The sequence below is a fragment of the Aneurinibacillus terranovensis DSM 18919 genome (assembly GCF_000430625.1).
In the GTDB taxonomy this organism is placed as follows: domain Bacteria; phylum Bacillota; class Bacilli; order Aneurinibacillales; family Aneurinibacillaceae; genus Aneurinibacillus_B; species Aneurinibacillus_B terranovensis.
Genome location: NZ_KE387173.1, coordinates 111280 through 130744 on the forward strand (window position 1 = coordinate 111280; position 19465 = coordinate 130744).

19 protein-coding genes and 2 pseudogenes are annotated in these 19465 nt (G+C 45.0%); 7 read left to right on the forward strand and 14 right to left on the reverse strand.

What is annotated here, in order from left to right:
• From H525_RS24760 to H525_RS0118400, 5 genes and pseudogenes are all read right to left on the reverse strand, one after another.
• Positions 1-182, reverse strand: a 182-nt coding sequence (locus H525_RS24760; RefSeq protein WP_425387743.1) for a helix-turn-helix domain-containing protein, incomplete at its 3' end; no start/stop codon positions are given.
• Positions 183-193: 11 nt separating this feature from the next.
• Positions 194-319: pseudogene (locus tag H525_RS26695) on the reverse strand (transposase); the annotation flags it as partial.
• A gap of 386 nt (positions 320-705) precedes the next feature.
• On the reverse strand, positions 706-1341 hold the full coding sequence (locus tag H525_RS0118390) for an MOSC domain-containing protein (RefSeq protein ID WP_027417380.1): 636 nt from the start codon (positions 1339-1341) through the stop codon (positions 706-708).
• Positions 1338-2177: a sulfurtransferase gene (locus H525_RS0118395; RefSeq protein WP_027417381.1), complete on the reverse strand. Its 840-nt coding sequence runs from the start codon at positions 2175-2177 to the stop codon at positions 1338-1340. Before H525_RS0118395 ends, H525_RS0118390 begins: the two co-directional genes overlap by 4 nt.
• Positions 2178-2316: 139 nt before the next feature.
• Positions 2317-2532, reverse strand: a complete 216-nt coding sequence (locus H525_RS0118400; RefSeq protein WP_027417382.1) for a hypothetical protein — start codon at positions 2530-2532, stop codon at positions 2317-2319.
• A gap of 315 nt (positions 2533-2847) precedes the next feature.
• Here H525_RS0118400 and ppdK point away from each other — a divergent pair, with 315 nt between their 5' ends.
• Complete coding sequence (gene ppdK, locus H525_RS0118405) at positions 2848-5496, forward strand: pyruvate, phosphate dikinase (RefSeq protein ID WP_027417383.1); 2649 nt, start codon at positions 2848-2850, stop codon at positions 5494-5496.
• A 328-nt stretch (positions 5497-5824) separates the two neighbouring features.
• Here the strand turns inward: ppdK and H525_RS0118410 are convergent, their stop codons facing one another.
• From H525_RS0118410 to asnS, 3 genes are all read right to left on the reverse strand, one after another.
• The gene (locus tag H525_RS0118410; protein WP_027417384.1) at positions 5825-6232 is read right to left on the reverse strand and encodes a hypothetical protein; all 408 of its coding nucleotides are present in this window, start codon (positions 6230-6232) and stop codon (positions 5825-5827) included.
• A 22-nt stretch (positions 6233-6254) separates the two neighbouring features.
• On the reverse strand, positions 6255-6989 hold the full coding sequence (locus tag H525_RS0118415) for a DnaD domain-containing protein (protein ID WP_027417385.1): 735 nt from the start codon (positions 6987-6989) through the stop codon (positions 6255-6257).
• 81 nt (positions 6990-7070) lie between these two features.
• Positions 7071-8360, reverse strand: a complete 1290-nt coding sequence (asnS, locus tag H525_RS0118420; RefSeq protein WP_027417386.1) for an asparagine--tRNA ligase — start codon at positions 8358-8360, stop codon at positions 7071-7073.
• Positions 8361-8539: 179 nt separating this feature from the next.
• Here asnS and H525_RS24765 point away from each other — a divergent pair, with 179 nt between their 5' ends.
• Positions 8540-9820 (forward strand): MFS transporter, encoded by a 1281-nt coding sequence (locus H525_RS24765; protein ID WP_245590530.1) that lies wholly within the window; start codon positions 8540-8542, stop codon positions 9818-9820.
• A 123-nt stretch (positions 9821-9943) separates the two neighbouring features.
• Here H525_RS24765 and yhfH read toward each other — a convergent pair whose 3' ends face one another.
• From yhfH to H525_RS24775, 5 genes and pseudogenes are all read right to left on the reverse strand, one after another.
• Positions 9944-10075: a protein YhfH gene (yhfH, locus tag H525_RS26700; RefSeq protein WP_081413497.1), complete on the reverse strand. Its 132-nt coding sequence runs from the start codon at positions 10073-10075 to the stop codon at positions 9944-9946.
• A 124-nt stretch (positions 10076-10199) separates the two neighbouring features.
• Positions 10200-10880 carry an LrgB family protein gene (locus H525_RS0118435; protein ID WP_027417387.1) on the reverse strand — a complete coding sequence of 227 codons (681 nt, stop codon included), beginning with the start codon at positions 10878-10880 and terminating at the stop codon, positions 10200-10202.
• Complete coding sequence (locus H525_RS24770) at positions 10831-11256, reverse strand: CidA/LrgA family protein (protein WP_051331158.1); 426 nt, start codon at positions 11254-11256, stop codon at positions 10831-10833. Before H525_RS24770 ends, H525_RS0118435 begins: the two co-directional genes overlap by 50 nt.
• A 231-nt stretch (positions 11257-11487) precedes the next feature.
• Positions 11488-12708, reverse strand: a complete 1221-nt coding sequence (locus H525_RS0118445) for an IS110 family RNA-guided transposase (protein ID WP_027417388.1) — start codon at positions 12706-12708, stop codon at positions 11488-11490.
• 357 nt (positions 12709-13065) lie between these two features.
• Positions 13066-14231, reverse strand: a pseudogene (locus H525_RS24775) (IS110 family RNA-guided transposase).
• Here H525_RS24775 and H525_RS28800 point away from each other — a divergent pair.
• The 4 genes from H525_RS28800 to H525_RS0118460 all read left to right on the forward strand — a co-directional run bounded on the left by H525_RS28800 (position 14121) and on the right by H525_RS0118460 (position 17818).
• Positions 14121-14411, forward strand: a complete 291-nt coding sequence (locus tag H525_RS28800) for a hypothetical protein (RefSeq protein ID WP_245590534.1) — start codon at positions 14121-14123, stop codon at positions 14409-14411. The pseudogene H525_RS24775 and the gene H525_RS28800 sit on opposite strands and share 111 nt — an antisense overlap.
• Positions 14380-14544, forward strand: a complete 165-nt coding sequence (locus H525_RS28310; protein WP_155837428.1) for a hypothetical protein — start codon at positions 14380-14382, stop codon at positions 14542-14544. Before H525_RS28800 ends, H525_RS28310 begins: the two co-directional genes overlap by 32 nt.
• A gap of 579 nt (positions 14545-15123) precedes the next feature.
• Positions 15124-16299: an LL-diaminopimelate aminotransferase gene (locus H525_RS0118455; RefSeq protein ID WP_027417389.1), complete on the forward strand. Its 1176-nt coding sequence runs from the start codon at positions 15124-15126 to the stop codon at positions 16297-16299.
• 37 nt (positions 16300-16336) lie between these two features.
• Complete coding sequence (locus tag H525_RS0118460) at positions 16337-17818, forward strand: aldehyde dehydrogenase family protein (protein WP_027417390.1); 1482 nt, start codon at positions 16337-16339, stop codon at positions 17816-17818.
• A gap of 251 nt (positions 17819-18069) precedes the next feature.
• On the opposite strand, the gene H525_RS24780 is transcribed toward H525_RS0118460, so the two are convergent.
• A complete protein-coding gene (locus tag H525_RS24780) occupies positions 18070-19221 on the reverse strand; it encodes a transposase (RefSeq protein WP_425387744.1) in 1152 nt (383 codons plus the stop codon).
• On the opposite strand from H525_RS24780, the gene H525_RS29740 reads away from it, so the two are divergent.
• Positions 19207-19332: a hypothetical protein gene (locus tag H525_RS29740; RefSeq protein WP_425387751.1), complete on the forward strand. Its 126-nt coding sequence runs from the start codon at positions 19207-19209 to the stop codon at positions 19330-19332. The two genes, H525_RS24780 and H525_RS29740, sit on opposite strands and share 15 nt — an antisense overlap.
• The last annotated feature ends 133 nt before the right edge of the window (positions 19333-19465 follow it).

Below are 19465 nucleotides of genomic sequence, written 5' to 3' on the forward strand. Positions count from 1 at the left end.
ACGGCTTTTGAACTTTGGAAATTCAGCACGACCAGAAAAGAAGCTCTTGTATGCCTTTTGCAAATGGAGTTAAGCATTTGCATTTTGTTGTAGGCAAAACGAACACAACCGAAGGTTTTTGCAAGAAGTTGTTCTTGTTTTTTTGTTGGGTACAGACGGAACTTATAGGCTTTGTTTGCCATATCAAATCCCCTTACTTCATTCCTTGATATTCTATATATTTCTTTATCACTTCAATAGGCGAACCGCCTTTTGTAAGTAAGCAAAAACTTCTTGACCAAAAATATTCTTTCCAAAGTTTCTTTATCGAACAAACAATCTTTTGCCTAGTCAGATAGGGTGTCATGATTTCCACATGAAAAAAACTCCTTTCACTATTGACTACTTTATAGTCTTTACTGTGAAAAGAGATTTATAAGCCACCCCTCGCTTATTTCCCTACCTATCCTATTAGCCACTCTGTGCACTAGTTGTCGAAAAAATTAAATTATTTGTCTATTTCTGCGCTTGCCCAGGAAATATTCGCTGAAGATGCATCCGACATCCGTTTCTTTTTGCTGGTTTTCCCTTGCCAGGAAGTGGTGACTGTCTGTGCTTCCCCGCAAGGGAAAACTCTTGCAAAAAATAAAAATGGTTCATTGCATTACCAACCAGCTTTCGTTTGCGCTCAATTAAACGACGTTAGTTAACATAATATTTTTATGGTCAATTCGAAATTTTCTTCCTGAAAGCCTTGCGCCACGGCTCGGCTAATTCCGGAATATTCGCCAGACGCGTCCATTCGTCGCTGGTGCAGTTTTTATGAAAAAGACAGTTGTGCAGTTCCCGAATCGTGTAATCCGCATTCAATCGTTCGACAAGGGTGACCGTGTCCCCCGCTTCTATTTCCCCTTCTTCAAGAACTCGCAGATAGAAGCCCGCGAAGCCGGTTTCGATAACCTGCAGATGAAGATTTGCCGCGTTCAGACGAACGCCAATCTTATAACAGGGCTGGCGTGGTTGGCTGACCTGTACGGTTGCTGAGCCGATACGCCAAATGTCGCCAATGAATACATCCTCTTCTGTTAAACCGCTTACGGTTAGATTTTCACCGAAACTGCCGTATGACAAAGGCCGGTTAAGCACCTTTTCCCAATACGGATAATGGGAAGCCGCATATATGCATACAGCTTTATCCGGCCCTCCATGATTTTTCAAATCCCCCTGAGCGTCTCCGACAAGGTTCATCCGGTCGAGAGCGACTTTCCCCGATACAGGCTGCTTAAAAATCGCCGTGACCACCTTGTTTTTATCCCACGGAACGACCGCCGGTTTTCCTACAGAAATTGTTTCCACTCTCATTTTTCTTTTCCTTTCGCTACGGGGTTATCCGAATATGTAATCCAGTCACTCCAGCTCCCCGGATACAATCTTGCGTTCCGAAAGCCGGCGCGCTCCAGGGCAAACAAATTCGCACAGGCCGTAACACCTGACCCACAGTAGACGATGATTTCCTTATCTTCAGGCAAAGCCGAAAAGTGGTTTTGCAATTCACTATCCGGTTTCCAGGTACCGTCGGAGTCGACCGCAGACTGCCAGTCATACTGACATGCACCGGGGATGTGGCCACCCACTTTATCAATCGGTTCCGTTTCGCCTGTATAGCGCACCAGCGCCCTCGAATCGACAAGCACAACATGCGGATTGTTGATCGCTTTCCGCACGTCATTCATATTCCGCACCATGTCTGTTTGTATATTCGGTATGTACTGCACGGGTTGAGAAGTTTGTATTTCACTCGTAACGCTCCCACCAGCCCGTTTCCACGCGCTGTAGCCTCCATCCAAAAGGGCTACCTGTTCATGCCCAAGATAGCGCAGCAGCCAATACCCGCGCGCGGCCATACATCCATTCTGATCATCATATAGCACAACCCTGGTTTGGCGGGAAATCCCTGCATTGCCCAGTTTGTGAGCAAGTGTATCGATGTCGGGAAGCGGATGCCGGCCCCCGTGTTCGCCTGTTTCAGATGACCAATCTTTTTCCAAATCAAAATAAATGGCGCCCGGAATATGCTCAGATTCGTAAGCCTGTTTTCCATGCCTCGGGCTGCCGAGAGTAAAACGGCAGTCAATAATAGCCAGGTGAAGATCTCCCAAATAATCCATCAACCACGTTGGTGAAACGAGCGAATTCATTATCATCACTCTCCGACTTTTTTCATTTCATTATATCAGATTAATCCGCTTGTACCCGAAATGTATTGCTGTTATTTCATTTGGATCCAATAAAGCTATCAAAAGCCCACTCCGTGAAAAGTGGGCTTTTTTGTAACCGTTATTTCGTATATTTATCGTATCGGTCGTCTACTTCTTTTGCCAATTTACGAAACTCTTTCGTTTCCTCTGCAACCGGGTCTTTATTTGTTTGGATGCGTACTTCATATCTTGGCGGTAAACTATCCACTGCAGCCTTTTGTGGATCCTGAACTTCTATTTCACCTTCCGTTAAGAATTGGGCAACTTCTTGCTCGAGTTTTTCTTTTTTGTTCATGTGTACCCTCCCATAGCGTCCTGTTTATATCGTTTAAAGTTCCCCCTATCCTGCCATGTTAATCGAAAACAAGCAGGAATAAAAGAATTGTTCGAGAACAATTAAATTAGGGAAGACTTACGTTATGTATGAAAACAACCGGATAAATTACTTTCATCTGCTTAAAGCAGGAATTTCACAACAAAGTCGATAATTGTTCACACATATCGTACTCCTTTACAAATATAATAATTTGGTACATCTGGATTTACTCAAGTCCATGCTACAATACAGGTTCGGTTAAATCGGAGGTGTCCGCCGTATAAAGGCGCAGTCATGGATCAAAAATATGTCTACTTTTTCAATGAAGGCAATGCTACAATGAGTGAACTTCTTGGCCGAAAAGGAGCAAATCTGGCAGAAATGGTAAATCTCAATTTGCCTGTACCCGCAGGTTTTACCATTACAACCGAGGCTTGTCGGCGTTTTTATGAAGAAGGTAAACAGATTCATCCGGTTATAAGCAGCCAAATTGAAGATGCCCTTGCAACACTTGAACAAATCACAGGTAAGGCGATCGGCCATCCAACGCGTCCGCTTCTCGTTTCCGTTCGATCCGGTTCCTCCATTTCCATGCCGGGAATGATGGATACGATCCTCAATTTGGGAATGAATGATAAAACGGCCGTTTCTTTAGCCGACAATACCGGTAATCCTTCATTTGCCTATGATTCCTATCGCCGCTTTATTCAAATGTTTTCCGATATTGTACTGAATGTGGACGGAAGCCTTTTTGAAGCCGAGTTAACTAAAATGAAGGAGCGGGCCGGTGTCGTTCGCGATTCCGATCTGAGCGCCGATCAGCTTTTTGAATTGGTTCACATTTATAAAATGATTGTAGCAGAAGAAACGGAAGAGCCTTTTCCGGAGGATCCGATTGAACAATTAATGCTGGCGATTGGGGCGGTGTTTGATTCCTGGTATAATCAGCGGGCGATGATTTACCGCCGCATTCATAAAATTCCCGACCATCTCGGTACCGCTGTCACCATTCAAGAAATGGTATTTGGCAATTGCGGAGATACATCGGGAACCGGTATCGCGTTTTCGCGCCACCCTTCTACAGGCAGTCCCCATCTATTTGGCGAATTTCTGCTGAATGCCCAGGGTGAAGATATTGTGGCCGGAATACGCACCCCGGAAACGCTTGACCTTTTAAAAGAAACGATTCCGCGCGCCTATCAGAAGTTAACCGCGGTTGCACAATGTCTCGAAAAGCATTACAGAGATATACAGGATATTGAATTTACCGTAGAAAATAATCGGCTTTTTCTCCTTCAAACCCGCTCGGCCAAACGCACAGCCGAAGCTGCAATAAAAGTAGTGGTTGACATGGCCAATGAGAACCTCATCTCGCGCGAGGAAGCGCTGATGCGTGTTGATCCGGCATTTCTATGTCCGCTTATGCAATATACGATCGACCCGCAGGCCGAGCTTGAAGTGATTGGCAGCGGCATGGGTGCCAGTTCAGGGGCAGCCACAGGCATTATTACATTTGACGCGGAGGAAGCGGAGCGTTTGCACCGTACCGGATTGTCTGTTATTCTCGTGCGCCCGGAAACAACCCCGGAAGATATCCACGGCATGGTGGCCAGTGATGGGATACTGACCGTCCGGGGAGGCGTAACGAGCCATGCGGCCGTTGTGGCGCGCGACCTTGGAAAACCGGCTATCGTAGGGTGTGGAACGTTTATCGTAGATTTGGAAGAACGCCGCTTATACACCGACACCCTTACATTAAACGAAGGAGATGTGATTACGATCTGCGGGAGTACCGGTCGCGTGATTAATGGAGAAGCGCCGCTTGTCCCGCCCACCTTTTCCGAAGAATTCCGTACACTGCTCATGTGGGCGAATGAAGTGAAAATCCTGCCTGTGCTGGGGAGCGTAAATACTCCGAAAGAAGCGCGTCTGGCACGAAAATTGGGAGCGGAAGGCGTGGGATTATGCAGGACGGAACAGATGTTTAAGGATCCTCACCGCCGCCCGGTTATGACGAAAATGATGCTTTCCCGCAATCAAATTGAGCGAAGAAAAATTCTTAACAAGCTAATACCGATGCAGAGAAAGGCTTTTCTTGGCATTTTCCGTGAAATGGAGGGACGACCTGTAACGATTCGTCTCATCGACCCGCCGCTTCACGAGTTTTTACCGAACGCGGAAACGCTGACACTGGAAATTGAACGAGCCAGTGTGGCCGGTAATACAACCGAAATGGAAGAAAAGCAGGCGCTTCTTGAACGGGTAAAAATTCTGCACGAGTCAAACCCGGCTTTTGGCCACCGGGGGTGCCGTCTGGGTATTACATACCCGGAAATATACGAATGCCAAACGCAGGCTATCGCTGAAGCGGCACTGGAGCTAAAAAAGGAAGGCATCTTTGTCTATCCGAGAATTATTGTTCCTCTGTTAAGCGATTCACATGAAATGCAAGCGGTGCGTGAAAATGTGCAAAACTCACTGGAACAGGTATTTACCTTATATGAGGATCGGATTGATATTCCTATCGGGGCTTTTCTTGAACTTCCGCGGGCTTGTCTGACAGCGGATAAAATGGCGGCTCATGCCGACTTTTTCGTGTTCGGCACAAACGACTTAACGCAATCAACGTATGGGTTTAGCCGGGATGACGCGGAAGGTAAATATCTGGCCTACTATCTCGACCATAAAATTCTGGCGGATAATCCGTTTGTCGTACTGGATCAGGAAGGCGTGGGTGAGCTGATTAAGGTCGGGGTTACAAAAGGGAGGCTTAAAAACCCGGATCTGAAAATCGGGGTTTGCGGCGATCATACAAGCGAAAAGCATTCCGTGGAGTTCCTGCAAAATGCAGGCCTTGATTTTATCTCATGCTTACCCCATAAAATTCCCATCGCCCGAATTTCAGCAGCGCAAGCCGCGATAAAAAGTTTAAAAAGGGGCTGAACGAAAACTGTAATTTGAAACTTCTTCATCCCCTACCTGGCAATAAATGATTCAGTAAAAAAGCCCGTACCACTGTTTACAGTGATTACGGGCTTTTTTCTTCCTGCAACATAGAGCTTAATCAAACGTAAACTAACATTCGGTGCGGCAATGTTATTTTTTGCGGAGTCTTTCCTTACAAGGAAGTATAAACTGTCCGTGTTCTGCCAAAAAGGGAGACACCTAAAAAATTACTTAGAATTCATCTACCGTGAGCTTTCGCAAAAAACAGATACGTTTCCTGGATGAATCAATTTCGAATGCATCCCACGAATTCGATGTAGCTTCGTTACGCAAGCGGTTTGATTTCATAACCTTCCTGAAACAAGTCCTTGTAGCGTATATCCGGAAATTTCATCTCCGTGTGCGTATAATAGCGTGTATCAATGATAATCCGGCCGTTCTCCGATAATCCAAGCACATCGAGATAGGGCTTCGCTTCCACTAGCCGCCGCTGGATTTCGTTCCATGATTCAAATTGCCAGCAAATCTCCAGTTTGTCATTAAATATGCTGAAATGAATCCCGGTTTCCGTCAGATACGGCATCAGCGCCGTGTGCATCACATCCCCGTTCCACACCGTTACGTCTCCATTTGCTTGAATAATACCTCGTGCGTACTTTTCCTCGCGATAAATTTTTTTTACATCGCGGCGGGTAGGGTTTGTACATATAAACAGATCATCTAAGTTACTCAACTTTATCTCCCCTTAGCAGCTGTTATGAATCGCCGTCATCTTCCAGCCAATTATAAAAAGGAAATTTCTGAGGTACTTCGCCCGAGGCAGCCGGTGATACCGGCAACTTGAAAATACCGTTTTTCTGATGCTTGCGAAATTTCAAGCTGTATTCCCGAGCCTGCTGGGGAGTTCGAATGTTGTTTCGGTGCCATTCAAACAAAATCCGGTCGATGTAACGGAAAAACAGCTTGCCGGACATGACAGCCTCCCGCAGAGCTGCCACAATCAGCGCTTCCGTGTATCCGTCCTGATCAAGCCACATAGCAATGTTCTCGCATTCTATCGGGGACAGGGGGCGTCCGAATTCCTCTTCGAAAACGGTATATAAACTTTTGGTGATTTCTCCAGCAAATTCGGCTCGTTGAACCTTCTGTACGGTGTCCTCCAAAAAAGCAACAATTTTCTTATGTAGCGGTACAAAGCAAAACCACTCAGACCGTATTCCCGTCTTCGGATCAATGTCTTCTTCAATCGACAGGTAATTCTGTTGAACCAATCGCTGCAGCATCATAACAATCGTTTTTGTATCGCCGGACATTCGCTGCTCTAACTGATGGATCGTTGGAAATAAATTTCCTTCCGTTTTAAAACTTAAAAGATGGATGATAAGCATCATTTCCTCATCCTTCAGCCCAATCTGGGTATAATGCTGGAGGATAAGATTAGGCAGTGCGGTCGTTCCTGATTCTAATATTTTGTAGACAAGTTCACTCATCGAAAATCCACCTCACGTATGTAACGATTATAACAGGTATGATTCGACAAGTTTAGACTTGAAATCCCGCGCAAGATCAGTTTACGGATAGAGACGATTGAGAAGACGTGGAAATGGAATGGTTTCCCGTACATGTTCGGTTCCACAGATCCAGGCAACCGTCCGCTCAAGCCCAAGGCCAAACCCGGAATGCGGTACAGAACCATATTTGCGCAAATCCAGGTACCACTGGTACGCTTCCGGATTTAACTGATGTTCTTCATAACGTTTTTTCATCAGTTCTAAATCATCAATCCGCTGACTGCCCCCGATAATTTCCCCGTAGCCTTCCGGAGCAATCAAGTCCGCGCACAGCACCACCTCAGGGCGGTTCGGGTCCGGTTTCATATAAAACGCTTTAATGCTGGTAGGATAGTGCGTAATAAAGACAGGCCGGTCGAACTTTTCAGCAATAGCCGTCTCATGCGGCGCACCAAAATCTTCTCCCCATTCAATTTCGTGGCCGTCTTTTTTGAGTATCTCAATTGCTTCATCATACGTAATGCGTGGGAACGGTGCTTTAATATTTTCAAGCTTTTCCGTATCACGTTCTAATCGTTTAAGTTCGAACTGACAATGGGTAAGTACATACTGGACCACATAACTTACGAATTCTTCCTGAATTCGCAGGCTCTCCTCATGATCAACAAATGCCATCTCCGGCTCAATCATCCAAAATTCGATTAAATGCCGGCGCGTTTTGGATTTCTCTGCACGAAACGTCGGGCCGAATGAGAATACACGGCCAAGAGCCATCGCTGCCGCTTCCATATAAAGCTGTCCGCTCTGAGACAAATAGGCTTCTTCATCGAAATACTGAGTATGAAACAACGTCGTTGTCCCTTCTGCGGAAGTAGGGGTTAGAATCGGAGGGTCGACTTTATAAAATCCTCTATCTTTAAAAAATTCATATACTGCCTGAATAATCGCTGAGCGGATACTTAATATAGCCTGCTGGCGGGAAGAACGTATCCACAGGTGACGGTGATCCATAAGAAACTCCACACCGTGTTCCTTTGGCGTGATTGGATATTCCTCCGCAATTTGAACAGGTTCCACTCCGGTAACGGTTAGTTCATACCCGGATTTAGACCGCTCATCCGCACGTACAGCACCCGTGATATATAAGGAACTTTCCTGAGTTAATGATTTAGCCGCCTCCCATACTTCCGGCGACACTTCATTTTTTACGACAACTCCCTGAATAAACCCAGTTCCGTCACGCAGTTGCAGAAATTGTATTTTCCCGCTGGAACGCTTATTCGATAACCAGGCACCCAGTTTAACTTCTTCTCCCACATGCTTTCCAATCTGTGCAATGGTTGTCAGCATCTTGTCTTCACCTCAAACTAGTGATGTAAAACCTACAGAATTATACTATTACAGGCCTTTTATTGCAAATCAAATCATTGGTATTTTTTCCCGTTGGAAGGCATTTGATTAAATATTTTTTTTGCGTTCGGGTATTACTAATTTCAACGACCCTGACATGCCAAAAGAGAAGAAAGGAAATGACGATGGAAAAAACGCAGACACCAACTATGTTTACCACGGTTACATTGGCCTTAATTCCGATTGTTATGGTATTGGGAAACTCCATGCTTGTTCCCGTCCTTCCCACAATGGAAAAAACGCTAAATGTAACAAAATTTCAAACGAGCCTTTTGATTACGCTGTTTTCTCTGTCAGCCGGAATCATTATTCCCATTGTCGGTTACCTTGCTGACCGTTTTAAAAGAAAAATGATCATTGGAATCAGCCTGTTAGTCTACGGAATTGGCGGTATTGTTTCCGGGTTGGCAGCCTGGTTAATGAAAGATTCTTATTCCATGATTCTCGTGGGACGCATTATTCAGGGGATTGGTGCGGCTGGTACATCACCGATTGCGATGGCGCTTATTGGGGATTTATACAAAGGAGGAGGAGAAAGCCGGGCCCTCGGAATTAATGAAGCCGCCAATGGCCTGGGAAAAATTCTTTCCCCTATCCTCGGATCCCTGATTGCTCTGATTACCTGGTATGCAGTATTTTTTGTATTTCCGATATTCTGTTTTATTGTTGCGGCCCTTACCTGGTTTGTGATAAAAGAACCGAAAGCGCCGGAAGCAAAACCGCTGCCTAAATATATAAATTCATTGAAAAACATATTTGCCCAAAAGGGAAAATGGCTCGTGCCTGCGCTTCTAGTAGGAGCAACGGGATTGTTTATTCTGTTTGGCGTACTATTCTATCTGTCGAATTTATTGGAAGACGATTATAACGTGGACGGAGTATTAAAAGGCGGAATTCTGGCCATTCCACTGCTAGGTCTTGTCACCACTTCGTATTTTACCGGATCCAAAATTAAGCAGAATAAACCGTTGATCCGTACTGTTATGTTAACAGGTATTGCCCTGCTGACCGCTTCTGTACTTATCGTTTCATTTTTCGAGAACATATACGTAATCGTTGGATTGCTCACGGTCAGCAGCGTAGGGACAGGTCTTCTTCTGCCCTGCTTAAACACTCTGATTACTGGCGCCATTAATAAGCCAGAACGTGGAATGATTACATCTTTGTACGGCAGCGTTCGATTTATCGGGGTAGCCATTGGACCTCCGTTATTCGGATGGCTTATGGACATCTCTCATCGTACCCTCTTTTTTACGGTGACCGCAATCAGCGCAGTTTCATTAGTTGTTACTTTTTTCTTCATTAATCCCGCGCAGAATAAAGGGCAACAGGGACAGGGTGGCCGGAAAACGCCTGCCAAAGACAAATCAGGGCGAAGGCAAGCTAAAGCTCCAACGTGAGCGTTATGCATTGAATTTTAAAGAAAACCAACTATCACCCCAAGCGAAAAAAAGAGGAGACGTCTTACAACCCGACTGTCTCCCTCTTAGACCTGCTCACATGTTTCGGGCAAGTTTCTTGGTTTACTCATGCTTTTGACCAAAGCAGCGTTCACACTCATAGAGATAAGATTCTGCCTGTTCTTCGAAATATTCGCCACATTCACGGCACTCTTTTTGCGGCAAATTTCTGTAAAAGTCAAGATTTTTTGTCATTTTTAATCCCTCCAATTTTTTTATTCGGAATTTTTTCTTATCGTTATTGTACTATAACAATTAACTAAATGTCAACACTGTTATATATCTACAGACTCGTTTTCTGGTATCGATATTTTTGTTTTTAATACAGTAGATGAAACAAATACGGTACAAGCACTGCTGTCATTACCCCGCATAGGGACATCGCGACACCGGCCATCGCACCTTCTATATGTCCCTGCCGCAGCGCCTCCGCTGTGGCTATGCCGTGTCCGGCCGTACCCATTGCCAATCCCCATGCAATTGGCTGTTCTACCCCCACCAGCTTGAGAATCTGCCGGCCGATCAAACTGGCAATCATTCCTGTAATTACAATAAAAACCGCGGCTAACGCGGGATCGCCCCCGAGCATGCGGGTAATTTCGATACCGATGGGAGTGGTCACCGATTTTGATGCAAACGATCGGACAATTTTTTCTTCCATATGAAAGGCGATGGCCAGACCAACAGCGCTTAGGAATGCTGTGAGGGCGCCCGCAGCCACACTCAAAAATACAACGCGAGCCTGAGAAAAAAGTATGTCTCTGTATTTATATAATGGAACGGCAAGGGCCACGGTTGCGGGCCCAAGACCGAATGACAGCATCTTCTTAACCGGCTCGTAGTCTGTATAGGTATGACCCGTTAGGACAATCACCGCGATTAGAAGCACTGTACCCAGTAAAATCGGTGAAAACCAAACTTTCCGGAATCGGCAGGCCAACCACCAGCTGCTAAGATAGCTCGCGAGCGTGCCTGCCAGAAACAATATTATCGTGAGCATCTTCACTTATAGCTCCTTTCTTCCTGCGCGCTAATAAAAACTGCCCGGTCCAGCCGGTCACTGCCAGGGAAATAGCTGTTCCACCGACGAGTATGACGAGCAGTGGTAGACCGTTCTTCCAAAATAGCGACATACAGGAAATAATTCCGGCGGTGATTGGCAGAAAAAAGAACACCATATGGCGCAGCAAAAAGTTTGCCGTCTCCTCTACCGCTTTTAGCGGGACAACGCCCGTTAACAATAAAACAAATAAGAGTAGCATCCCCAGAACATTTCCCGGGATCAGCAGGTGAAAGTGGTTAGTCAGCATGTTCCCTGTTTCAGTTAAACCGAGCAGCAACAGCAGCTGGCCAACAAGTTTACAAACAAACAGCAATTGAATCCCCCCTTATCCCCAAAAGAAAATTTTCACATCATCAATCCGCAGGTGTAGATGGTCGCCATAGTTGACCGGATATGTTCAAAAAACGTTCAGGATAGGGCAATATACCCTATCTTGAAAATCTAAGTTCGTTTAAAGTAACTTTTTTGGCAATAAGAAACTAGACCCTTGGTAATCCATTTTTTGAAAGGGCCTCGTGTTGGACGATATGCATCAGCACCAGAATTAGGCCGTTTGTTCGATGCTGACTTTGACTCCTAAAGATTCTAATCGCTTGATCGCCTGTTTGATCACAATGTCTTTTCGACGCTGGTCGTAAAAATCGGCTCCGGGTTCAACATAGTCTTGCTCTCGAGTTAAAAGATGATAGGCGATGGTTAAAATAGTATGGCCTACAGCTACCGCAGCACGATTGGCCCCCCTGCGAGCGGCAATCCGATGATACTGAGCAGAAAGATACGTGTTTTTGGTTCTCGCGGCAGCTCGCGCCGCTTCGACTAGCGCATGACGCAGCTTCTTGTTTCCTTTTCGTGTTCGACCGGACTTTCGTTTCCCGGCGCTTTCATTGTTACCTGGAGCCATCCCGGCCCACGAACACAAATGGGCAGCAGATGGGAATTGATTCTTTACGTCGGTACCGATTTCAGCCAATATCTGTTCAGCGTTACGTCGACCGACACCGGGAATCGTATCCAATCGCTCCAGGTCTTTCTCAAAAGGGAGCATCCGCAATTTAACTTCTTCATCCAATTTGGAAATCTGCTCGTCGAGAAAATCAATGTGCTTCAATTGGGCGTCTAGCATGAGCTTCTGGTGCGGCCCGATCAGCCCTTGTAACGCACGCTGGAGGTCATCTTTCTTGGTTTTTAACCGTCTCTTGGCTAACTCGGATAACTCCTTGGGATCCTCGATCCCTTGGATCATGGCTTCAATCATAGCCCGGCCCGATACACCAAGTGTATCCGTCGCCACCGAAGAGAGCTTGATATTCGCTCCTTCCAGCACTTTTTGAATTCGACTGACTTCTCGGGAACGTTCTTCGATCAAACTTCGGCGATAACGGACCAGTTCGCGCAACTCTCTCTGTTCTCGATTCGGTATAAAGCTGCCCTGTAGCAGACCGTGCCGCAAAAGATTCGCAATCCATTCGGCATCTTTCACATCCGTTTTTCGTCCCGGTACGCCCTTAATATGCTGAGCATTCACCACCATCACTTGAAGTTCTTCAAGCTCGAGAATGTTGTACACGGGCTTCCATAACACACCGGTGCTTTCCATTGCCACATGGGTGCAACGATGACTTTTGATCCAGTCGGCCATCTGCATCAAGTCATCTGTCATTGTACCGAAAGTTCGAATCTCTTTGCCTTTCGGTGTAAGAACGCATGCCGTAACGTTCTTCTTATGCACGTCAAGTCCGCAGCAATGTTTATACACCACTCTCACGAGTGTTCATCCTTTCTACGGCTGCTGGATTTAGAGGCTGGTGCAACAACCATATCCCGGTTATTCTATCTTGCGTGCTTCCGTGGAGGGAGCAACAATCTGTGGTGCACCTGGTCGCTGTGATCAGTCTATCCTGCGGGTTCGAGACACCATAGTAACACGACCTACCTTCGCCAGCCGTAAGAAAATTATACAACACGCACCCCATTTTCATCATCTGATGGTGCTGCGTTAGCGGCATGGATGTCTATCCTGAAAATTAACTCGTTGTACGAACTGAAAAAGGCAATACGAAACTGACCCTAACCTTACAAAAAATGGTTAGGGTTGAAGAAAGGCGATGTGTCTTCGTTAGAATCAAAATGCTACGGATTCTAGCGTGACCTTTAACCCCAAGGATTCAAGTTTTTTAAGTGATTGTCTGATAATAGTGTCGCGTTTTCGTTCCTCGTAATAGGTTGGACCCAATTCAATGTAAGGTTGTCTGCGTTTGAGAATGTAGTATGCGATCATCAATATGCTATGAGCTACGGCTACTGCTGCTCGATTGGCTCCCCGACGTGCGGCAATCCGATGGTATTGACAGGACAAGTACGTATTCTTCGTTCTCCCAGCGGCGCGTGCAGCTTCAACAAGAGCACTTCGGAGTTTCTTGTTGCCTTTACGAGTCTTTCCTGATTTACGTTTACCGGCACTTTCATTTTGACCTGGACACAACCCCGCCCATGAACACAAATGAGCGGCGGAGGGGAATTGATCCATATTGGTGCCGATTTCGGCTGCAATCGTTTCAGCCGTTCTTCTCGCCACTCCGGGAATCGTGTCCAACAGTTCCAGGTCTTCTTCAAAAGGGAGCATGCGCCTCTTGATCTCTTCGTCCAGTCAGCCGATTTCTTCATCAAGATAATCAATGTGACGCAGTTGTGCCGCCAGCATCAGCTTCTGATGGTTTCTCATCAGTCCATTCAGGGCGCGTTTTAAATCTGCTTTTTTGTTTTTCAATCGCCGCTGTGCCAGTTCCGAAAGCCATTCCGGGTTTTCTTCACCGGCAATCATGGCTTCGATCATGGCTCGTCCCGATTTCCCGAGCACATCGCTGGCGACAGACGACAGTTTGATGTTGGCACCTTCGAGCACTTTTTGAATGCGGTTGACTTCCCGGGCTCGCCCGTCGATCAGGCTGCGCCGATACCGAATCAACTCACGCAGTTCCCGCTGGTCACGGTTCGGGATGAAACTGCCTTGCAGCAAACCGTGACGAAGCAGACTGGCGATCCATTCGGCATCCTTGACATCCGTCTTGCGTCTGGGCACGTTCTTGATACTTTGTTGACGACAAGTGTCTGAATGTCCTCAAGCTCCAGCAAGTTGTAAATGGGCTTCCAGAACGAGGCGGTGCTTTCCATCGCGACATGGGTACACCCGTTGTTTTTGATCCAGTCCACGAGCAGGATCAGGTCGTCGGTCATAGTGGAAAAGGTTCGGATTTCTTTGATTTCCGGTGTGATCACGCAGGCCACCACGTTCTTCTTGTGAACGTCCAACCCGCACACGTGCGTATAAACGACGTCCATACAGCAGAACTCCTTGCGGCGGTAAAGATTAAGGGCTGGTGCAGCAACCGTCAAGCGATTATTCTATCCTGCGTGCTCCCGAAAGGGGCAACAATCTGTGATACACCTGGTCGCTGGGGCTCTGTCTAAGAAACGGGCTCTTGAAGCACCAAGATACGGCGACCTCCCTCGCCAGCCGCAAGTCCATTATATCGCACGCTCCCTATTTTCATCATCTGATGGTGCCGCGCCAACGGCATGGGAGTCTATGAAGGAGTTATGACGTCTTATAATACTTTTAGATGATGATAAAATTCGAAGAGGGATGTATCATCATCTAAAAAAAGTAGTGTTACTGACAATACATAATGTCCAGAAATTGACGATGAATAATGACCTCAAACTGACGGGTATATTGACCAATTATTGATAGGAAGCAAAGACTTATCGTCATTGCTTCCCTTTGTTTATATCTCCACTTTGTATGTCTCTTGGCTCCGTAAGTTCAGTCGAACTCCGTACTCACGACCCTCCAGAATTACGATCCAGCGCCCTAAATCTCGATCATACTTCATATCACATCATCCTCTGACAAGTAGAGTATCTTAAACTTCGCTGGATCCAAGGTCTCCGTTAATCGAAATAAAATTTGCGTTTATTAGAGTATTCAATAATAATGTAGAGACTGGTAATATTCCGGATAATTTGTACAAATTTTACGGAATATCGGCTTAATTGTCTCCAGATTTTTGTGTAATACTTACATAGTTATAGAAGTTAAAAAAGTATAAATTTAGCATATAAGATTTAAATTTTTCAGATTTAACGAATTATTAAAAATAAGAAAGAGGTGATTAAGAATATGAGTTACCAATCAAATAGAGTAGGACAAATTCCACCATATTTATTCGCAGAAATTAATAAGAAAAAAGCTGCGATGATTGAGGCTGGAATAGATGTTATTGATTTAGGAATTGGTGACCCCGATCTTCCTACGCCAACACATATTGTAGAAAAGCTGATTGAAGAAATGCAGGATCCGAAAAACTTAAAATATCCAAGCTTTATAGGGTGTAATGAATTTAGGCAAGCTGTAGCCGATTTCTACGAACGGCAGTATGATGTAAAACTTGATCCTAACACAGAGGTTCTTGCGTTAATAGGCTCTAAAGAAGGAATTGCACACCTAGTTCCTACATTAATTGATCCAGGTGATACGGTTCTTATTCCTGATCCTAGCTACCCGGTTTATCGTATGGCAACATACCTTGCTAATGGAAAATCTTATAGCATGCCACTTAAGGAAGAGAATAACTTTGAACCAGAGTTTAGTTCAATTCCAGAAGAGATTCTTGAACGTTCAAAACTCATATTTTTAAATTACCCTGGTAATCCAACTGCAGCTACTGTCGATTTAGAATTTTTTAATCGGGCAATTTCATTTGCTCGCGACCATCAAATTCCCATTGCGCACGATTCAGCTTACAATATGGTCACATTTGATGATTATAAAGCACCAAGCATTCTTCAAGTAGATGGAGCTAAAGAAATTTCGGTTGAATTTGGGTCTCTTTCAAAAACCTATAATATGACAGGATGGCGCATCGGTTACGTTGTAGGAAATAAAGAAATCATTAAAGCCCTTTCAACTCTTAAAACCAATATCGATACAGGGCAATTTACACCTATTCAAAAAGCAGCTGCGTTTGCTTTAAACAGTGATCAAAGCTGTATTACTTATCATAATCAGATTTATAGAGAACGTATGACTGCCATGTTAGACGGACTTGCATCAATTGGGGTAAAGGTGGATACGCCAAAAGGAAGCTTTTTTGTTTGGGCTCCTGTTCCAAAAGGATACACTTCAACTGAATTTGCTACAAGTGTCTTAGAACAAACGGGTGTTATTATTACGCCTGGAAATGCTTTTGGTTCTGGTGGTGAGGGATATTTTCGGGTGTCTCTATCTGTTCCGAATCAGCGACTTTATGAAGCGGTAGATCGAATTAAACAAAAACTTGAAATTACTATTGTTTAATCAATTAATAATTTAATAATAAAATCGGAGGAAAAAAATGAAAAAATACTTAAACTTTATCAATGGAGAATGGATGGAATCATCATCAGGTAGGTTCATCCCTGTTACTAATCCGGCAAACGGAGATGTATTAGGAGAAGTTACTCAATCTACAAAAGAAGATGTTGACCGTGCTGTTCAGGCTGCTAAAACCGCTCAAAAATCCTGGCGTTTAGTTCCAGCACCTGAGCGTGCAGAAATCTTGTATAAGGTTGCTCACCTATTAAAGGAAAGAAAAGAAGAGTTATCACAAATTCTTACAAGTGAAATGGGAAAAGTGATTGCCGAAGCAAGAGGAGAAGTTCAAGAGGCCATTGACATGGCCTATTATATGGCGGGTGAAGGTCGACGTCTTTTTGGTGATACCGTTCCGTCTGAGCTTCGTAATAAATTTGCTATGAGTATTCGTGTGCCTATAGGTATTGCGGGATTAATTACACCATGGAATTTCCCAATTGCGATTGCATCTTGGAAGTCCCTTCCTGCCCTTGTTGCTGGAAATGCGGTTATTTGGAAACCGGCATCTGAAACGCCAGCGATTGCCCAAGAATTTGTACGTATTTATGAAGAGGCAGGTCTGCCAAAAGGACTTATTAATCTAGTAAATGGTTCCGGTAGTATTGTAGGTAATGCAATGGTTGATCACTTAGATATCGACTTAATTTCCTTTACAGGTTCCAATGAAGTAGGAAAACAAATTAATGAACGTGCTGGTGTGATGCTAAAGCGGACATCTCTTGAGATGGGTGGAAAAAATGCAGTGACTGTTTTGGAAGATGCTAATCTTGATCTTGCAGTGGATGGAATCTTATGGGGTGCGTTTGGAACAAGCGGTCAAAGATGTACGGCTACTAGTCGTGTTATTGTGCATGAAAGTGTTAAAGAAGAGTTGGAAAGAAAACTAATGGAGCGCATTGGAGAGTTAAAGTTAGGTAATGGTCTTGACGAAAGCGTTAAAGTTGGTCCTGTTATTAACCGTTCCTCACTTGAACGAATTAATGAATATGTAAAAATTGGTGTCAATGAGGGAGCTAAACTTCTTACTGGTGGAAATATTGTCACAGAAAATAATTTAGATAAAGGTAACTTTTATGCTCCAACAATCTTTACGGATGTAAAAGCTGATATGAGAATAGCGAAAGAAGAAATTTTTGGACCAGTAGTTTCCATTATACCTGTGAAAAGTTTAGAAGAGGCTATTGAAGTGAATAACAGCGTAGAATTTGGTCTATCAAGCGCTATTTTTACTGCTGATGTGAATCGTGCTTTCCAAGCTATGAGGGACTTGGATACTGGTATTGTGTATGTTAATGCAGGAACGACAGGGGCTGAAATTCATCTTCCGTTTGGCGGGACAAAAGGAACCGGTAACGGACATAGAGATTCTGGTGTGGCATCGCTGGATGTATACACAGAATGGAAATCTATTTATGTAGATTACAGCGGTAAGCTGCAAAGAGCACAAATTGACAACTATTAATCACATATGAAAGTACCATTAAACCTAAAACGAGTTAATTAAAATAAAATACTTAATTTTCTAGTAGATTTCTAGAAGAGCCTGTTCAAAAAGCCTCAATAAGGTTTTGAAAGCATAGCAGATGCACGAAAGCGAACTAACATATGTGGAAATGAAAAGGAATTATTGTTGGAACGCCCATTCACAATCGGGTTCCCCTGATCAATGCCTGGTTTTGGACAGACGTATCCCGTGTTGGGAAGATTACTTTTTTAAAAAAATCCAGTAGATGATGCTTTATGCCGCGCTCGGCAGCGATAACTGCTCCACTCCCGCATGATGAAAAATTTCTCGACTCTCTTCGTTTGGCGAACCGGTACTTTTTTGTGCTTCATTACGGATGTCAGTTGATTCGATTCTTGAGCAAAAGCAAGCTCGACCTGTTTGCGGAAATTCAGCATGCGCTCCTGTAATAGACTTCCTTGCGGCACAGGGCCATGGAAAAAGGGAGTGTCCGTAAACGAGTAACCAAACTGCTTCTCGCATGTGCCCTGCAGAGGGCAAGCGGCACATTTGCTGTCGTCTCCACGAAACAAAGCAGTGTAGGTGTCTTTATCGAATCCATCAAATACAAGTGCGTGACCTTCCCAACATTCCGGTTTGCCTTCCGGCGAGCAGTGGTTGGGAATGACGGTATTCTTCTTGATTTCCGTCACAACCGCCACATCGTGCTTGACGAGCGCTTCGCGCTGATCATCGGCATCAAAATAGCCTAAATCGGCAACTAGATATTCGACCTTCAGACCCTCGATTTTTTTCATTATTTCGATTAGAGGCAACATGACTTTGATATCTGCCGTATCGTTAGGCAAGATGATGGAGAACAACACGATTGGCCCTTTCGGGGAGGGGCACACGATAGAATGCTTGCGATAGCCGATGAAAAATTTGTTTTGATTCGCTTTCGTCCGCTGTACCCCGCAGGTGGCATCCGGATCAGAGTAGGTCTTTTCGCAGTTGCACTTGCTTTGATCCGGGCAAGTGCAGCGCTTTTTCTTATACCCGTTCACATTTGCCCACACGGGTCTGGAATCGATGCCTGTCAGCGTGGGTTGCAGGAAATCCGTGAGCTTCAGGGCTTGTGCGATCAGGTCGAACAAGATGGCGTAGAAGTCCTCCACACGGACCTTGGTGCGAAAATGGCTTAGGCTGCTGTGAACCGGTACCTTCTTGATGTCGGGCGTGCCGATAAAATTGTGCCATGCTTGGTTCTTCGGATCTTTCAACTGCTCTTCCAGTTGCCGGAAAGAGGAAATCTCCGGGCGGGTAAAGTACAGGTAATGCATCCGAAAGTAGATTCTCGGATCAACCGGAGGGCGTCCGCCATCCTTGTACAACGGGCCAACCTTTTGCAAGACGATCAAGTCGTCTACATGCAGGAGTGGTTAGCCATCCTCTGTACGGATTGTTCCCTGACAGAAAAAGAAATCATCAAGATTTATGGCATTCGCTGGGATATCGGCGTGTCCAGTTAAGGACACATTATCTAGTCGGTGAAAGTCCGACCGGGAGAAAAGACTAGACTCACGTAGCCTGAGAGGCACCGTGGAGCGAAAGCGAGGCGGTGAAGCCCTCTGACATCACGTTCAAAGGAACGTGGGCAAAACT

Bases quoted from the DNA above. Each gene is read 5' to 3' on its own strand.
- H525_RS0118390 (WP_027417380.1), bottom strand. From the start codon at position 1,341: ATGAGAGTGGAAACAATTTCTGTAGGAAAACCGGCGGTCGTTCCGTGG.
- H525_RS0118395 (WP_027417381.1), bottom strand. From the start codon at position 2,177: ATGAATTCGCTCGTTTCACCAACGTGGTTGATGGATTATTTGGGAGAT.
- H525_RS0118400 (WP_027417382.1), bottom strand. From the start codon at position 2,532: ATGAACAAAAAAGAAAAACTCGAGCAAGAAGTTGCCCAATTCTTAACG.
- ppdK (WP_027417383.1), top strand. From the start codon at position 2,848: ATGGATCAAAAATATGTCTACTTTTTCAATGAAGGCAATGCTACAATG.
- H525_RS0118415 (WP_027417385.1), bottom strand. From the start codon at position 6,989: ATGAGTGAACTTGTCTACAAAATATTAGAATCAGGAACGACCGCACTG.
- asnS (WP_027417386.1), bottom strand. From the start codon at position 8,360: ATGCTGACAACCATTGCACAGATTGGAAAGCATGTGGGAGAAGAAGTT.
- H525_RS24765 (WP_245590530.1), top strand. From the start codon at position 8,540: ATGACGATGGAAAAAACGCAGACACCAACTATGTTTACCACGGTTACA.
- yhfH (WP_081413497.1), bottom strand. From the start codon at position 10,075: ATGACAAAAAATCTTGACTTTTACAGAAATTTGCCGCAAAAAGAGTGC.
- H525_RS0118435 (WP_027417387.1), bottom strand. From the start codon at position 10,880: ATGCTCACGATAATATTGTTTCTGGCAGGCACGCTCGCGAGCTATCTT.
- H525_RS28800 (WP_245590534.1), top strand. From the start codon at position 14,121: ATGGGTACACCCGTTGTTTTTGATCCAGTCCACGAGCAGGATCAGGTC.
- H525_RS0118455 (WP_027417389.1), top strand. From the start codon at position 15,124: ATGAGTTACCAATCAAATAGAGTAGGACAAATTCCACCATATTTATTC.
- H525_RS0118460 (WP_027417390.1), top strand. From the start codon at position 16,337: ATGAAAAAATACTTAAACTTTATCAATGGAGAATGGATGGAATCATCA.